The sequence below is a fragment of the Frateuria sp. YIM B11624 genome, assembly GCF_049727805.1.
In the GTDB taxonomy this organism is placed as follows: domain Bacteria; phylum Pseudomonadota; class Gammaproteobacteria; order Xanthomonadales; family Rhodanobacteraceae; genus Frateuria_A.
Genome location: NZ_JBCNYA010000050.1, coordinates 1 through 14,737 on the forward strand (window position 1 = coordinate 1; position 14,737 = coordinate 14,737).

Annotated in this window: 12 protein-coding genes and 1 pseudogene; 7 read left to right on the top strand and 6 right to left on the bottom strand. The window is 71.1% G+C overall.

The genetic code is table 11. The features are described 5' to 3' along the window. Positions 1-248: pseudogene (locus tag AAIL17_RS17605) on the top strand (phosphodiester glycosidase family protein); the annotation flags it as partial. Continuing rightward, a complete protein-coding gene (locus tag AAIL17_RS17610) occupies positions 245-2,656 on the top strand; it encodes a penicillin acylase family protein (RefSeq protein WP_424684129.1) in 2,412 nt (803 codons plus the stop codon). The pseudogene AAIL17_RS17605 and the gene AAIL17_RS17610, both read left to right, overlap by 4 nt. A 99-nt stretch (positions 2,657-2,755) precedes the next feature. Here AAIL17_RS17610 and AAIL17_RS17615 read toward each other — a convergent pair whose 3' ends face one another. Continuing rightward, positions 2,756-3,145: a DUF3224 domain-containing protein gene (locus AAIL17_RS17615; RefSeq protein WP_424684130.1), complete on the bottom strand. Its 390-nt coding sequence runs from the start codon at positions 3,143-3,145 to the stop codon at positions 2,756-2,758. A gap of 214 nt (positions 3,146-3,359) precedes the next feature. On the opposite strand from AAIL17_RS17615, the gene AAIL17_RS17620 reads away from it, so the two are divergent. Both AAIL17_RS17620 and AAIL17_RS17625 read left to right on the top strand, forming a co-directional pair. Continuing rightward, entirely contained in the window at positions 3,360-3,785 is a 426-nt protein-coding gene (locus tag AAIL17_RS17620; protein WP_424684131.1) for a YciI family protein, read from the top strand. A 43-nt stretch (positions 3,786-3,828) separates the two neighbouring features. Continuing rightward, entirely contained in the window at positions 3,829-5,097 is a 1,269-nt protein-coding gene (locus AAIL17_RS17625) for an RNA polymerase sigma factor (protein WP_424684132.1), read from the top strand. Positions 5,098-5,202: 105 nt separating this feature from the next. On the opposite strand, the gene dapE is transcribed toward AAIL17_RS17625, so the two are convergent. Further along, positions 5,203-6,336 (bottom strand): succinyl-diaminopimelate desuccinylase, encoded by a 1,134-nt coding sequence (gene dapE / locus AAIL17_RS17630; protein ID WP_424684133.1) that lies wholly within the window; start codon positions 6,334-6,336, stop codon positions 5,203-5,205. A gap of 147 nt (positions 6,337-6,483) precedes the next feature. Between dapE and AAIL17_RS17635 the strand changes: the two genes are divergently transcribed. Continuing rightward, positions 6,484-7,422 carry a bifunctional helix-turn-helix transcriptional regulator/GNAT family N-acetyltransferase gene (locus tag AAIL17_RS17635; RefSeq protein WP_424684134.1) on the top strand — a complete coding sequence of 313 codons (939 nt, stop codon included), beginning with the start codon at positions 6,484-6,486 and terminating at the stop codon, positions 7,420-7,422. Positions 7,423-7,441: 19 nt separating this feature from the next. Here AAIL17_RS17635 and AAIL17_RS17640 read toward each other — a convergent pair whose 3' ends face one another. Continuing rightward, a complete protein-coding gene (locus AAIL17_RS17640; protein ID WP_424684135.1) occupies positions 7,442-7,798 on the bottom strand; it encodes a Spx/MgsR family RNA polymerase-binding regulatory protein in 357 nt (118 codons plus the stop codon). Beyond that, positions 7,795-8,622 (bottom strand): 2,3,4,5-tetrahydropyridine-2,6-dicarboxylate N-succinyltransferase, encoded by an 828-nt coding sequence (gene dapD, locus AAIL17_RS17645; RefSeq protein ID WP_424684136.1) that lies wholly within the window; start codon positions 8,620-8,622, stop codon positions 7,795-7,797. The genes AAIL17_RS17640 and dapD overlap by 4 nt, the downstream gene beginning before the upstream one ends. 153 nt (positions 8,623-8,775) lie before the next feature. Between dapD and AAIL17_RS17650 the strand changes: the two genes are divergently transcribed. Then, on the top strand, positions 8,776-9,891 hold the full coding sequence (locus AAIL17_RS17650) for an HD-GYP domain-containing protein (RefSeq protein WP_424684137.1): 1,116 nt from the start codon (positions 8,776-8,778) through the stop codon (positions 9,889-9,891). A gap of 19 nt (positions 9,892-9,910) precedes the next feature. Here AAIL17_RS17650 and glnD read toward each other — a convergent pair whose 3' ends face one another. Beyond that, positions 9,911-12,547, bottom strand: coding sequence for a [protein-PII] uridylyltransferase (glnD, locus tag AAIL17_RS17655; RefSeq protein ID WP_424684138.1), 2,637 nt, complete (start codon positions 12,545-12,547; stop codon positions 9,911-9,913). Between the two features lie 174 nt (positions 12,548-12,721). Continuing rightward, complete coding sequence (map, locus tag AAIL17_RS17660) at positions 12,722-13,486, bottom strand: type I methionyl aminopeptidase (protein ID WP_424684139.1); 765 nt, start codon at positions 13,484-13,486, stop codon at positions 12,722-12,724. Positions 13,487-13,789: 303 nt separating this feature from the next. Between map and rpsB the strand changes: the two genes are divergently transcribed. Next, positions 13,790-14,665, top strand: a complete 876-nt coding sequence (gene rpsB / locus AAIL17_RS17665; protein ID WP_424684140.1) for a 30S ribosomal protein S2 — start codon at positions 13,790-13,792, stop codon at positions 14,663-14,665. Positions 14,666-14,737 lie beyond the last annotated feature (72 nt).

Consider the following 14,737-nt stretch of genomic DNA (forward strand, 5'->3'; position numbering starts at 1 on the left):
ACACCCTAAGGTGGGGCAGTGGAGTGTGACCGCCCACGCCGCACGAGGTGGTGTTCGCAGTGAGCGAGGCGCCGGTGAACTTCCACACCTTCGCGCGGCTGTTCCGCGACGAGCTGGGCTGCCGCGACGCGCTGTTCCTGGACGGCACCATCTCGCAGTTTTATCTGGACGGCGAAGGCTACGCCGGCGCGCCGGCCTTCATGGTCAAGCCCTACGCCGGCATGTTCGCGGTGTTCGGCCCCGAATGAGTCGTCGCTTCCACCCGTGGCGCTGGCTGCTGCTGGCTGTGGTGGTGGCGCTGGCGGCGGCGTTCGCGGCCGGCGGGTACGTGCTGGCCGGCAGTCGCGCACGGCTGGATGGCGAAGTCCGGATGGCGGGCCTGGCCGCGCCGGTGACGGTGACGCGCGACGCCAACGGCAGCGTCACCATCGACGCGCGCAGCCGCGCCGACGCCACCTACGCGCTCGGCTTCGTGCATGCGCAGGAACGCTGGTTCGAGATGGACCTGATGCGCCGCGCCGCCGCCGGCGAGCTGGCCGAACTGGTCGGCAAGGCCGCGCTCGACAGCGACCTGGACATCCGCCGCCACCGCCTGCGCGCGGTGGCGCAAGCGGCCTACGCGGCGATGCCGCCGGAGCAGAAGCAGGTGCTGGACCGCTACCGCGACGGCGTGAACGCGGGCCTGGCCGACGTGCGCGAAAAGCCGTGGGAATACTTCCTGCTCGGCAGCCACCCCGAGCCCTGGCGCTCCGAAGACGCCCTGCTGGTGATCGGCGCGATGTACCTGGACCTCAACGGCCATGGCCACAACGCGCGTGAACTCGACATCGCGCGCATGCGCGCGGCGCTGCCCCGGCCGCTGGTGGATTTCCTGCTGGCGCCCGATCCGGACTGGGAGGCGCCGATCGCCGGCGCGCTGTCGCGCCCGGCAGTGATCCCGGACGCGTCGGTGTTCGACCTGCGCCGGACGCCCGCGGTCGCCACGTCCTCGGCGACCGCCGCGCTCGCACCCGCGCCGGAAGACCGCCATCCCGGCAGCAACAACTTCGCCGTCGCCGGCGCGCTGACCGACACCGGCGCGGCAATGCTGGCCAACGACATGCACCTGGGCCTGCGCGTGCCGGACATCTGGTTCCGCACCCGCCTGCGCTATCCCGACGCCGGCGCGCCCGGCGGCATGCGCGACGCAGTGGGCGTCACCCTGCCCGGCACGCCGGCGCTCGTCGTCGGTTCCAACGGGCAGATCGCCTGGGGCTTCACCAACAGCTACGGCGACTGGATGGACTGGGTGCGGGTGGCGCGCGATCCGGCCGACTCCGCGCGTTACAAGGTGCCCGGCGGCTGGGCGACGATCGAGCCCCATGCCGAGCGCATCCACGTCAAGGACGCACCCGACCGCGTGCTGGACGTGGAAGACACGCGCTGGGGCCCGATCCTGGCGAAGGATGTCGACGGCACGCCGCTGGCGCTGGCCTGGATCGCACACCGACCGCGCGCCTACAACCTCGGCCTGATGCAACTCGAGCACGCGCCCAGCGTCGCCGCCGCGCTGGAGCTGGCGCCGACGCTGGGCATGCCGCCGCAGAACCTGCTGGTGGCCGACCACGAGGGCCATATCGGCTGGACCATCGCCGGCAACGCCATTCCGCTGCGCCCGCTGGGCAGCGATCCGCAGGCGCCGTCCGACGGGGCGCAGGCGAGCGGCGGCTGGCAGGGCTGGGCCGCGCCGTCGCAGTACCCGCGCATCGTCGACCCGGACGGCGGCCGGCTATGGACGGCCAACAACCGGACCGTCGATGGTCCGGCCCTGGACCTGCTCGGCAACGGCGGCCACGACCTGGGCGCGCGCGCGCAGCAGATCCGCGACGATCTGCGCATGCATGCCGTGTTCACCACCGGCAACCTGCTCGACATCCAGCTGGACGACCGCGCGGTGTTCCTCACTGCCTGGCAGCGCCTGCTGCAGGACACCCTGGCCGGTGCGCGCGATCCCGCACTCGGGCAGATGCGCGAACTCACTGCCAGCTGGCGCAACCGCGCCGCGCCGGACAGCGTGGACTACCGGCTGGTGCGCGCCTTCCGCGACGAAGTGCACCGGCTGGCGCTGGCGCCGTTCGTGGCGCGGGTGCAGGCGCGCTACCCCGATTTCGCCTGGCCTTCCGGCAGCGGCAACGCCGAGGCGGCCGTGTGGGCGTTGCTGCGCGACCAGCCGGCCTGGCTGCTCGACCCGCGCTACAAGAGCTGGAACGCACTGCTGCAGGATGCCGCGCGCCGCGTGGCAGCCACGTTGGGCGAGCAACCTGGCGGCCTGGCCGCGCGCACCTGGGGCGAGATCAACCGGGCCGGCATCCGCCACGCGCTTTCGCCTGCGCTGCCGCGTTTCCTCGCGCGCTTCCTGGACATGCCCGACGATCCGCTGCCGGGCGACGCCAACATGCCGCGCGTGGCCGCACCGGGCTTCGGCGCTTCCGAACGGCTGGCCGTGTCACCCGGGCACGAGGCCCAGGGCATCCTGGAAATGCCCGGCGGGCAGAGCGACAACCCGCTGTCGCCCTACTACGGCGCCGGGCACGCCGACTGGGTCGACGGCCGGCCGACGCCGCTGCTGCCCGGGCCCGCGAAGTGGACGCTGACCTTGCTCCCCAAGTCGCCATGAACCGCTCCCTCTCCCCCGTCATTCATCAAGGACGGGGGAGAGGGCTGGGGTGAGGGGCCGGGGCTCGCCTCGAAATTTCCGCGGAAGCCCTCGATACGATCATGGCAACTCGTACTCGAACCCATACTCGTGCCGCCCCTGCTCGATGCGGATGGTCAGCTCGCCGCGGATCCCCTCCAGGGCGCCCGTGCCCGAATCCGGCACCACCGACACGCGCAGGCTCGGCGTGCCGCGCTCCATCAGCCCGTAGTGCATCAGCACGAAGCTGCCCTCGCGCCCGCCAAGCATGCCGGTCACCCGCTCGATCGCCACGTAGCCGGCCGAACCGGGTATCCCGGTGCCGGCCGAAAGCATCTCGCCCAGGCTGGTGGCCTCCAGGTCGCCATGGAAGCGCTTGTCGATGCTCATCCGCCCGAGGGCTGCCGGCTCGACGCCGGGGGCGGGCGATTGCGGGGCAAGCTTGACGTCGAAGGTGCCGCTGGCGTGCATGGGAAAACTCCTGCCGGATAAGGGATGCGGGCGCGCCGAGGGATCTCGATCCTAGGTCCGCCAGGTCATCCATTGCACCACGGTCGCCGCCTTCCCGGCCGGAAAAACGCGGCGCGCAGGTACGGCCCCGTCCGGCATTTGTCGAAATCCCGCCTGCCGGCCCGTCGTGCCAGCAGGAACCGGCACTCCGCCGGCCCGATTCGAGGAGACGACGATGCGATGCATGGTGATGGTCCACGCCACGGCCGAGTCCGAAGCCGGCGTGATGCCGAGCGAGAAGCTGCTGCGCGAGATGACGGCGTTCAACGAGGAGCTGGTGAAGGCCGGCGTGATGCTCGCCGGCGAAGGCCTGCACCCGAGTTCGCGCGGCAAGCGCGTGATGTTCGCGGGCGGTGGGCGCAGCGTGGTGGACGGCCCGTTCACCGAGACCAAGGAGCTGATCGCCGGCTTCTGGCTGTGGCAGGTGCGTTCGATGGACGAGGCGCTGGAATGGGTGCGCCGCTGCCCGGCGCCGTTCGAGGGCGACTGCTCGGTCGAGATTCGCCCGGTGTTCGAGGCGGACGACTTCGGCGAGGCGCTGACGCCCGAGCTGCGCGCGGCCGAGGAACGCATGCGCGGGGAACTCGCCGGCAAGGGCTGACGCGGGCTTGCCGGCTCCGGCGTGCGGTGGTCTGATCGGCCGCATGAGCCAAGCCGACACCCACCGCGCGATCGAAACCGTCTGGCGCCTGGAAGCGCCCAAGCTTGTCGCCGCGCTGATCCGCGTCGTGCGCGACATCGACCTTGCCGAGGAACTGGCGCAGGACGCGCTGGTCGCGGCGCTGGAGCGCTGGCCGACCTCGGGCGTGCCGGACAACCCGGGCGCCTGGCTGATGACGGCGGCCAAGCGACGCGGCATCGACCTGCTGCGGCACCGCCAGCTGGTCGAGCGCAAGCACGCGGCGCTGGATGGCGACCCGGAGCACGAGGCGTTCACGATGCCGAACCTGGAAGCGCTCGACGACGACATCGGCGACGACCTGCTGCGGCTGATCTTCACCGCCTGCCATCCGGCGCTCTCCACCGAGGCGCAGGTGGCGCTCACCCTGCGCCTGCTCGGTGGCCTCACCACCGCGGAGATCGCGCGCGCCTTCCTGGCCGCCGAGCCGACCATCGCCCAGCGCATCGTGCGCGCCAAGCGCACGCTGGCCGACAAGCGCGTGCCTTTCGAGGTGCCGCGCGGCGAGGAGTTGTCGACGCGCCTGGCCGCCGTGCTCGGCGTGATCTACCTGATCTTCAACGAGGGCTACACCGCCACCGCGGGCGACGACTGGATGCGCCCGGCGCTATGCGAGGAGGCCCTGCGCCTGGGCCGCACGCTGGCCGGGCTGATGCCGCGCGAGCCGGAGGTGCTGGGACTGCTGGCGCTGATGGAGATCCAGGCCTCGCGCAGCCACGCGCGCGTCGGCACGGATGGCCGCCCGGTGTTGCTGCTGGAACAGAACCGGGCGCTGTGGGACCAGTTGCTGATCCATCGCGGGCTGGATGCGCTGGAGCGGGTCGGCCGGCTCGGCGGTGCCGATGGCCCGTACGCGCTGCAGGCGGCCATCGCCGCCTGCCACGCGCGCGCGGCCACCGCGGAGGCGACCGACTGGACGCGCATCGCCGCGCTCTACGCCCGGCTCGCGCGCGTGGCGCCCTCGCCGGTGGTGGAACTCAATCGCGCCGTGGCGGTGGCGATGGCCGACGGGCCGGCTGCCGGCCTGGCATTGGTCGATGCCCTGCGCGACGAGCCCGCGCTGGCCGGCTATCACCTGCTGCCGGCGGTGCGGGGGGACCTGCTGGCGAAGCTGGGACGCGGCGACGAGGCGCGCGTGGAGTTCGAGCGCGCCGCGGGGATGACGCAGAACGCACAGGAGCGGGTGGTGATGCTGGAGCGGGCGGCGGGATGCGGGATGGCGGCCGCTCCGTAGGCTGGCCTGTCGCCGGCGCCTCACCCTGGCCCTCTTCCCCTTCCCGATAAAAGACGGAAGAGGGAGCCGAAGCGCCGCTGGCTATCCCTTTCCCGCCTCGCGCGCTTAACCCAGCAACCTTTCGCAGATCGCCTGGTAGAGGGCCGGCAGCCGCTCCAGGTCTTCCACGGCCACGCATTCGTCCACCTTGTGGATCGTGGCGTTGACCGGTCCCAATTCGACCACCTCGGCGCCCAGCGGCGCGATGAAGCGGCCGTCGGAGGTGCCGCCGCCGGTGCTCTGCTCCGGCTGCACCGCGCACAGCTCGCGGCACACGGCACATACGGTTTCGCGCAGCAGGCCGCCGGCGGGACTCAGGAACGGCTCGCCGGAGAGGTTCCAGTCCAGTTGCCAGTCCAGGCCGTGGCGGTCGAGGATCGCCCCGGTGCGCGCGCGCAGGTCGGCGGCCGTGCTCGCGGTGGCATAGCGGAAGTTGATCTGCGCCACCAGCGCGCCGGGGATCACGTTGTTGGCGCCGGTGCCGGCGTTGAGGTTGGACACCTGGAACGAGGTCGGCGGGAAATCCGCGTTGCCCTCGTCCCAGCGGGTGGCCGCCAGCTCCGCCAGCGCCGGGGCGAAGGCGTGGATGGGATTCTTCGCCTTCTCCGGATAGGCCACGTGCCCCTGCACGCCGCGCACGGTGAGCGTGCCCGAGAGCGAGCCGCGGCGGCCGACGCGGATCAGGTCGCCCAGCCGCTGCTTCGAGGAGGGCTCGCCCACCACGCACCAGTCCAGCCGCTCGCCGCGCAGGCGAAAGACCTCCGCCACGCGGCGCACGCCGTCGAGGTTGGTCGGCCCTTCCTCGTCGCTGGTCAGCAACAGCGCCACGCGGCCGGGGTGGTGCGGATGGGCGGCGGCGAAGCGCTCCAGCGCCAGCGCCATCGCCGCCACCGAGCCTTTCATGTCGGCCGCGCCGCGGCCGTACAGGCGGCCGTCGCGCACCATCGGCTCGAACGGCGGCGAGGCCCAGTCCGCCTCCGGTCCGCTGGGCACCACGTCGGTGTGGCCGAGAAAGACCAGCGTCGGCCCGCCGCTGCCGTGCGTCGCCCAGAGGTTGTCCACCTCGCCGTGGCGCAGGTGCTCGATCGCGAAACCGGCCCGCGCCAGGCGCTGGGCGAGCAGCACCTGGCAACCCGCATCGGCGGGCGTCACCGAGCGGCGGCGGATCAGCTCGAGGGTCAGGTCGAGGACGTCGGACATGGACAGGCGGGCACCGAATCGACAGCGACGCAGCATAGCAAGCAGGCCGGAGCACGTACGGCCCGCAAGGCCACCGCCGCATCCGTGCCAATAGTTGACTGAGTCAACCATATGGCATACTCGCCGCAGCCTTGCGGGAGATTCGCCATGGACTCCGACGTGCGCGACGAGCAGATCGCGGCCTTGCGTAGCTTCAATCGCTTCTATACCCAGCGCATCGGCGCGCTGGACAAGGGCCTGCTCGACAGCGCCTTTTCGCTGACCCAGGCACGCGTGTTGTTCGAGCTCGCCCGCCGCCAGCCGGCCACGGCGTCGCAGATCGGCGCGGCGCTGGAACTGGATCGGGGCTACCTCAGCCGTATCGTGCAGGGCTTCGTGGAGCAGGGCCTGATCGCCCGCAACCGTTCCTCGGAGGATGCGCGCCAGGTGACGCTCCACCTGACGGCCGCCGGGCGGCGTGCGTTCCGCGGGCTGGATGGGCGCTCGCAGCGCCAGTCGAAGGCGCTGCTCTCCGGCCTGCCCGCTGCCACGCGCGGCGACCTGCTGACCAGCCTGCGGCGCGTGCAGCATGCGCTCGCGCCATCGCATGACCGGCGCGCCGCTTCGCTGACGGTGCGCACGCATCGGCCCGGCGACATCGGCTGGGCGATCGAGCGCCACGGTCATCTGTACGCCGAGGAGTACGGCTGGGACGGCTCGTTCGAGGCACTGGTCGCGAGCCTGTTTGCGGCCTTCGCCATGCGGCACGACCCAGCCATGGAGCGACTGTGGATCGCCGAGCTTGACGGCGAACGCGCCGGCTGCGTGTTCGTCGTGCGCAACGCGGAGGAACCCGAGCTGGCGCAGTTGCGCTGCCTGCTGGTCGACCCCATCGCGCGCGGCGCGGGGGTGGGCCGCCGGCTGGTGGGCGAATGCGTCGGCTTCGCGCGCGCGGCCGGCTACCGGGGCATGACGCTGTGGACCAACGACGTGCTGGCGGCGGCGCGCCACCTCTATCAGGAGGCCGGCTTCCGCCTGGTGCACGAGTACGCGCACCACAGCTTCGGCCACGACCTGGTCGGGCAGGTGTGGCGGCTGGACTTCTGACGGCGCCGCGTGCCGCGGCTCAGCGGCCGAACAGCTTCTTGAAGCCGTTGTCGGTGAAGCCCACGCTCACCGATCCATCGTCCTCTACCACCACCGGGCGACGCACCAGCGCCGGATATTCCTTCAGCAGCAGCGTCCACTCCGGGTCGCTGCCCGGGTTCTTGCGCTGCGGCAGCAGGTTGCGCCAAGTGGTCGAGGACTTGTTGACCAGCTTCTCCCAGCCGCCCAGTTGCTGCGCCCAGGCCTTGAGCGTGGCGGCCGGTACCGGATTGGCGCGGTAGTCGACGAAGTCGTGCGGCACCTCGAAACGCGCCAGCCAGTTGCGCGCCTTGCGGCAGGTGTCGCAGGTGGGCAGGCCGTACAGGGTGACGCTCATTCGGCGCTCCTCAGCAGTTCGTTGATGCCGGTCTTGGCGCGGGTCTTCTCGTCGACCCGCTTGACGATCACCGCGGCATACAGGCTGTGGCTGCCATCCTTCGCCGGCAAGCTGCCGGCCACCACCACGCTGCCGGCCGGCACGCGCCCGTAGCTGACCTCGCCGGTGGCGCGGTCGTAGATGCGCGTGGACTGGCTTAAGAAAACGCCCATGCCGATCACGCTGCCCTTCTCCACCACCACGCCCTCGACCACTTCCGAGCGCGCGCCGATGAAGCAGTCGTCCTCGATGATGGTGGGGTTGGCCTGCAGCGGCTCCAGCACGCCGCCGATGCCGACGCCACCGGACAGGTGCACGCGCGCGCCGATCTGCGCGCAGGAGCCGACCGTTGCCCAGGTGTCGATCATGCTGCCGGCGCCGACGTAGGCGCCGATGTTGACGTAGCTCGGCATCAGCACCGCGTCCTTGGCAATGTGCGCGCCGCGGCGCACCAGCGCGCCGGGGACGACGCGCGCGCCGAGGTTTTCCAGCTCCATGTCGTTGCCGTGGCCGAAGCGCAGCGGCACCTTGTCGAAGGCCAGCGCCGGGCCGCCATCGACCACGCGGTTGCCATTGATGCGGAAGTACAGCAGCACCGCCTTCTTCAGCCATTGGTTGACCTTCCAGCCGCCTTGCCCGTCGGGCTCGGCGACGCGCTGCTCGCCCTGTTCGAGCAGTTCCATCACCTGGGCGAGCGCCGGGCGCAGATGGGTTTCGATCTCGCTCTGGCTGAGCTCGTTGCGGCGCTCGAAGGCGTCGTCGATCAGGGTGTCGATGGAGGGCATGGAGGCGCGCCTTGATGGATGCATGCGGGAGCGCCCAAGTATACGGAGAGGGCGTGCGTGCAAGCCGGAAAACTCAAGTTTGCGCCCGCACGGCCGATCTCCAGTGGCTCCCCGGCGGCTCTCGCGCTGCGGCGGAGCCGGAGAAGCGAAGCCATGCCACGGCGCCCGATCGACCCGGCCGAGATCACGGTCGGACAACCTCTGCGGTTCAATGCCTACGATGCCAGAGGCAAGCTGCTCATGCGCCTGGGCCAGGTGATCGGCAGCGACGCGCAACTGGAAAAGCTGCTGCAGCACGGGCTCTTCTACGGCTCCGAAGAGGAGTGCCGCGGCCCGTTCCTGCCACCGGAGCCTTCCCCGCTGGCATTGGTGCTGGAGGCGCGCGAACGGCTGCAGGCCCTGCTCGCCGACCCGGCGCCGGCGGACTTCCCCGGCACCGTGGCGGACATCGCCGAGCGGGTGCGTGACGCCTGCCGGCGCCATCCCGACGTCACCCTGGCCAGCATCCTGCTGCGTGCCGACGGCCCGTACGGAACGCGCCACGCCGTCAATGCCGCGATCGCCTGCCAGCTCACCGGCGCGGCGATGGGGTTGGACCCGATCGAGCTGGCCGCCACGGTCTCGGCCGCGCTGACCATGAACATCGGCATGTTCGAGCTGCACGACCAGCTGGTCGCGCTGGAGGGGCCGCTGTCGGACGAGCAGCAGGCGGCGGTGCGCGCGCACTGCCGGCTCGGCGTGGCCAGGCTGCGCGACCACGGCATCACCAGCGCCGCCTGGCTCAATGCCGTGCGCGACCACCACGAGCGCGCCGATGGCAGCGGCTATCCCGGCGGCAAGCGCGGCGAGGAGATCGGCCGGCCAGCGCGCCTGCTGGCGCTGGCGGACGTCTATTGCGCGCGCGTTTCCGGCCGCGACTATCGGCCGCCGCTGCAACCCAACCTCGCGCTGCGCTGGCTGTTCCTCAACGAAGGCGCGGCGCTGGACGAGCGGCTCGCCCGCATCTTCATCAAGACGCTGGGGATCTACCCGCCCGGCACCGGGGTGCGCCTGCGCAACGGCTCGATCGCGGTGGTGACCCAGCGCGGGCCAGCCAGCCACCAGCCGGTGGTGTCCTCGCTCACCACGCACGACGGCCTGCGCACGCCGACGCCGATCCGCCGCCGCGGCGACGTCGAGGCGCACCATGTGAGCGAGGTGGTGAACCTGGCCGCGCTCGACATCGAGGTGGACATGGAAGCGCTGTGGGGCGCCGACGCGGTGGCGTGAGCGGCGGACGCGGGAACGCCTAGCTGCCCTGCCCCAGCCGTGCCAGCAACGCCTGCTTCAACTGCTCCTGCTGCGTCTCGCCCAGCGGCGCGTCGTGGCGGTCGGTGAGCTGGAAGAAGTCCTCCACCCGTTCGCCGAAGGTGGCGATGCGCGCGTCGTGCACGCGCACCTGCGCCTCGACCATCGCCTGCGCCACGGCGGCGAGCAGGCCGGGACGATCGGTACACACCAGCGCCAGCTGGGTGCGCCCGCCGGCGGCATGGAAGGCGATGCGCGGCGTCATCTGGAAGTGCCTGAGCTGGCGCGACGCGTTGCGCCGCGCCGGATGCACAGGCACGGTCTGGGCCAGTGCGCGGGCCAGGCGCTGCTGCAGTTCGTCCGCACGCGCGGGCGTGGCCGGCTGCTGCGTTTCGGTATCCAGCAGCAGGAAGGTGTCCTGCGCCATCCCGTGCGGGGAGACCAGTACCCGCGCCTCGAGCACCGACAGCCGCAGGCGGTCGAGCATCGCGGTGACCGTGGCAAACAGACCGTCGCGGTCGGGCGTGTAGACGAACAATTCGGTGGTGCCGCGCACCGACAGCGGGTGCACCGCGATCAACGGCAGCGCGCCGTCCGCGCGCAGGATCGCCGCGGTCTGCCAGGCGATCTGCTCGGGCCGGTGGCGCAGGAAGCTGGCCTGCGGGAAGCCGTCCCATACGCGCGTCACCGTGGCCGTATCGAAACCGTCGGCCTCCAGCAGCGGCAGCGCGTAGCCCTGGCATTCGCGCACGCGGGTGGCGGCGTCGCGCGGCAGTTCCACGTCGCTGCGCAGCGCGTAGCGGGTGGCGCCGTAGAGGTCGGCGAGCAGGCGGTCCTTCCAGCCGTTCCACAGCTTGGGGCTGGTGCCGATGATGTCGGCGATGGTGAGCAGGTAGAGCTGGCCCAGTTGCTCGCGGTTCTCCACCACGTCGGCGAAGCGCGCGACCACGTCCGGGTCGGTGATGTCTTGGCGTTGCGCGGTGACGCTCATCAACAGGTGATGGCGCACCAGCCAGGCCACGCGCTCGACGTCGTTGGGCGGCAGGCCGAGCCTGGTGCAGAAGGCGCGCGCCTCCTCCTCGCCCAGCACCGAATGGTGGCCGCCGCGGCCCTTGGCGATGTCGTGGAACAGCGCCGCCAGCAGCAGCACCTCGGGCGTGGGCAGTGTCGGCCAGATCTCGCGGGCGAGCGGGAACTCCGCCTGCGCGGCCGGATCGGCGAAGCGCGCCACGTTGTGCAGCACGCGCAGGGTGTGCTCGTCGACCGTGTAGACGTGGAACAGGTCGTACTGCATGCGGCCGAACACGCGGCCGAAGGCGGGCAGGATCGCCGCCAGCAGGCCGTGCCGGTTCATCCGCCACAGCGCGTCGACCGAGCGCGCGCCCTGGCGCAGCAGGCGCAGGAACGCCGCCAGCACTTCGCGGTCGTCGGCCAGCGCGCCGTCGAGCTGCGCGGTGGCCTGGTGGATGCGGCGCATGGTGTCGGCGGTGAAGCCGACGATGCCCGGCGCGTCCAGGCGCGCGCTGAATGCTTCCACCAGCGCCGCGGGGCGGCGCAGGAACACGTCCGGGTCGCGCGCCGCCAGGCGCGTGCCGTAGCGCAGGAAGTCCTCGCCCACCGGCACGGCGGCCTGCGCCGGCTCGAGCATCTCCTCGAAACGTTCGACGATCTGCACGCCCAGCCGCTCGATCTGGCTGGCGGCACGGTAGTAGCCCTGCATGAACTGCTCCACGCCCAGGTTGGTGGCGTGTTCGTCGACGAAGCCCAGCCGCGCGGCCAGCGCGCGCTGGTAGTCGAACAGCAGCCGTTCCTCGGCGCGGCCGGCCTCCAGGTGCAGCGCGTAGCGGTAGCGGCGCAAGGTTGCCTCGGATGCCTCCAGCGTGGCGCACTCGGCCGGGTCGAGCAGGCCTTCGCCGACCATCGCCCCGAAGCCGTCGGCATGCGCCAGGCGCAGCCCGAGCCAGCGCAGCGCGTCGAGCGTGCGCAGGCCGCCCGGGCCTTCCTTGATGTTCGGTTCGAGGTTGTAGGCGGTGTCGTCGTAGCGGGCGTGGCGGGCGTCGCGCTCGGCCAGGCGCACGGCCAGGTAAGCCGAGGGCGGCCACAGCGCCGGGTCGTCGACGATGGCGCGCAGGTCCGCGTCCATCGCCGGATCGCCGGCGAGCCGGTGCGCGTCGAGCAGGCTGGTGAACACGCTGGCTTCCTGCGCGGCCAGCGCGCGGCACTGCAGCGGATCGCGCACGGCGTGGCCGACCTTCAGGCCGACGTCCCACAGCGTGGCGAAGCACTGCTCCAGCGCGCGCAGGCGGGCCGGCTGCGCCTCGCGCACCAGCGCCAGCAGGTCGACGTCCGAATGGGGGAACAGGAGGCCACGGCCGAAGCCGCCGACGGCGAACAGCGCGGCGCCTTCGACCTCGCCCAGGCAGGCGGTCCAGACGTGGGCGACCACGCGTGCGACCGCGTCGCCGCGGCGCCCGGCCAGAGCGCCGGCGTCGGCACCGTCGCGGAAGGCGGTGGCCAGCGCGCGGTCGATGTCATCGAGCAACTGGCGCAGCGCGCGGCGGGCTTCGGTCGAGACGCCCGAGCGCGGCACGGCCGGGGGAAGACGCGGAAGTGCGGGAATGGCGGGTGCAATGGTCACCCGGGAAGCTTAGCGGCCCGCACCGGATGAGGCATGGTCGTGGGCCTCCCCCAATCCGCCTGTCGGCACCTTCCCCCGCCAGCGGGGGAAGGATCACTTGTCGCGCACTCGCCTATCGAGCCTTCCCCCGTTCACGGGGGAAGGTGCCGGCAGGCGGATGGGGGCGTTCCCGCCTCAGGCATCCGGCCAGGGCGTGAGGATCTCGAAGCCGTCGTCGGTCACCGCCACGGTGTGCTCCCACTGCGCCGAGAGCGAGTGGTCCTTGGTGACCACCGTCCAGCCGTCCGGCAGTTGCCGGGTCTGCGGCTTGCCGGCGTTGATCATCGGCTCGACGGTGAAGGTCATGCCCTTCTTCAGTTCCACGCCGGTGTCGGGCTTGCCGTAGTGCAGCACCTGCGGCTCGTCGTGGTAGACCTTGCCGATGCCGTGGCCGCAGTACTCGCGCACCACCGAGAAGCCGGCCACCTCGGCGTGCTTCTGGATCGCGTGGCCGATGTCGCCCAGATGGGCGCCGGGCCGCACCTGCTCGATGCCGCGCATCATCGCCTCATAGGTGGTCTCCACCAGGCGCTTGGCCAGCACCGACGGGTTGCCGACGAAGTACATGCGGCTGGTGTCGCCGTGCCAGCCGTCCTTGATGACGGTGACGTCCAGATTGACGATGTCGCCGTCCTTGAGCACCTTGCCCGGCGACGGGATGCCGTGGCAGATCACGTGGTTGACCGAGGTACACAGCGTCTTGGGGAAGCCGTTGTAGCCCACGTTGGCGGGCACGGCCTTCTGCACGTTGACGATGTGCTCGTAGGCGATCCGGTCCAGTTCCTCGGTGGTGACGCCCGGTTTGACGTGCTCCTTGAGCAGCGCCAGCACTTCGGCCGCCAGCTTGCCGGCGACGCGCATGCCTTCGAGGTCCTGGGGAGATTTGAGGGTAATGGCCATGGAATCCGCTTCGGAGGGGACGGCGCCGCCGGAAGGCCGGCAACTTGCCGCCAGGCCGGCATGCCGGCTACAATTGCACGGTTTTGCAAGCCGCTGAAGACCTCGAGCGAGGTCAACGGCGCAAGACGAAACGGGATTGTAGCGCCCATGCGCTGCCAAGCCCAACCAACGCCACACACGCATCGGCACCGTCTTCGGGGTGCCGCGGTTCGTCTTCCGACGACCGCGGTCGAGGCCGGGGATGCGTGGAGGTCCCAACCCCCGGGTCGTTCCCATAGCGGCCCAACAATCAGGAATACCACCATGGCTCAAGTCACCATGCGCCAGATGCTCGAAGCTGGCGTGCATTTCGGTCACCAGACCCGCTACTGGAACCCGAAGATGGCCCCGTACATCTTCGGCGCGCGCGGCAAGATCCACATCATCAACCTCGAGAAGACCCTGCCGCTGTTCACCGACGCGATGAACTTCCTGTCGGGCCTGGCGCAGAAGCGCGGCACCATCCTGTTCGTCGGCACCAAGCGTTCGGCCCGCGAGCCGTTGGCCGAAGAGGCCGCTCGCGCCGGCATGCCGTTCGTCACCGCCCGCTGGCTGGGTGGCATGCTGACTAACTTCCGCACCGTCAAGCAGTCGGTCGCGCGCCTGAAGGAGCTGGAAGCGGCCGAGACCGACGGCACCTTCGACAAGCTGGTCAAGCACGAAGTGCTCTCGCTGCGCCGCGAGCGCGACAAGCTCGAGAATTCGCTGGGCGGCATCAAGAACATGAACCGCCTGCCCGACGCGCTGTTCGTGGTCGACATCGGCCATGAAGACATCGCCGTGCAGGAAGCCAAGAAGCTCGGCATCCCCGTGGTCGCGGTCGTTGACACCAACTACAACCCGGAACTGGTGGACTACGCCATCCCGGGCAACGACGACGCCATCCGCGCCATCCAGCTGTACGCCCGCGCCGCCGCCGACTCCATCCTGGAAGGCAAGGCTGCCGCTCCGGACGCCGCCCATGGCGACGCCAACGAGTTCGTCGAGCTGGACGAGGAAGGCAACCCGGTCGCCAAGGACGAGCGCAAGGCCGCCCCGGCCCGTCGCGAACGCGACAGCCGCGGTCCCGCCAGGAAGGGCGCCGGCGCGCCGCGTCGTGACGGCGGCCGTGGCCGTCGCGAGCAGGCCGACGCCGAGTAAGCCTTTCACTTGCGCCGTGGCGGTCCGCCGCCACGGCGCACCAAGATTCGAGGATTTCAGATGAGCAATATC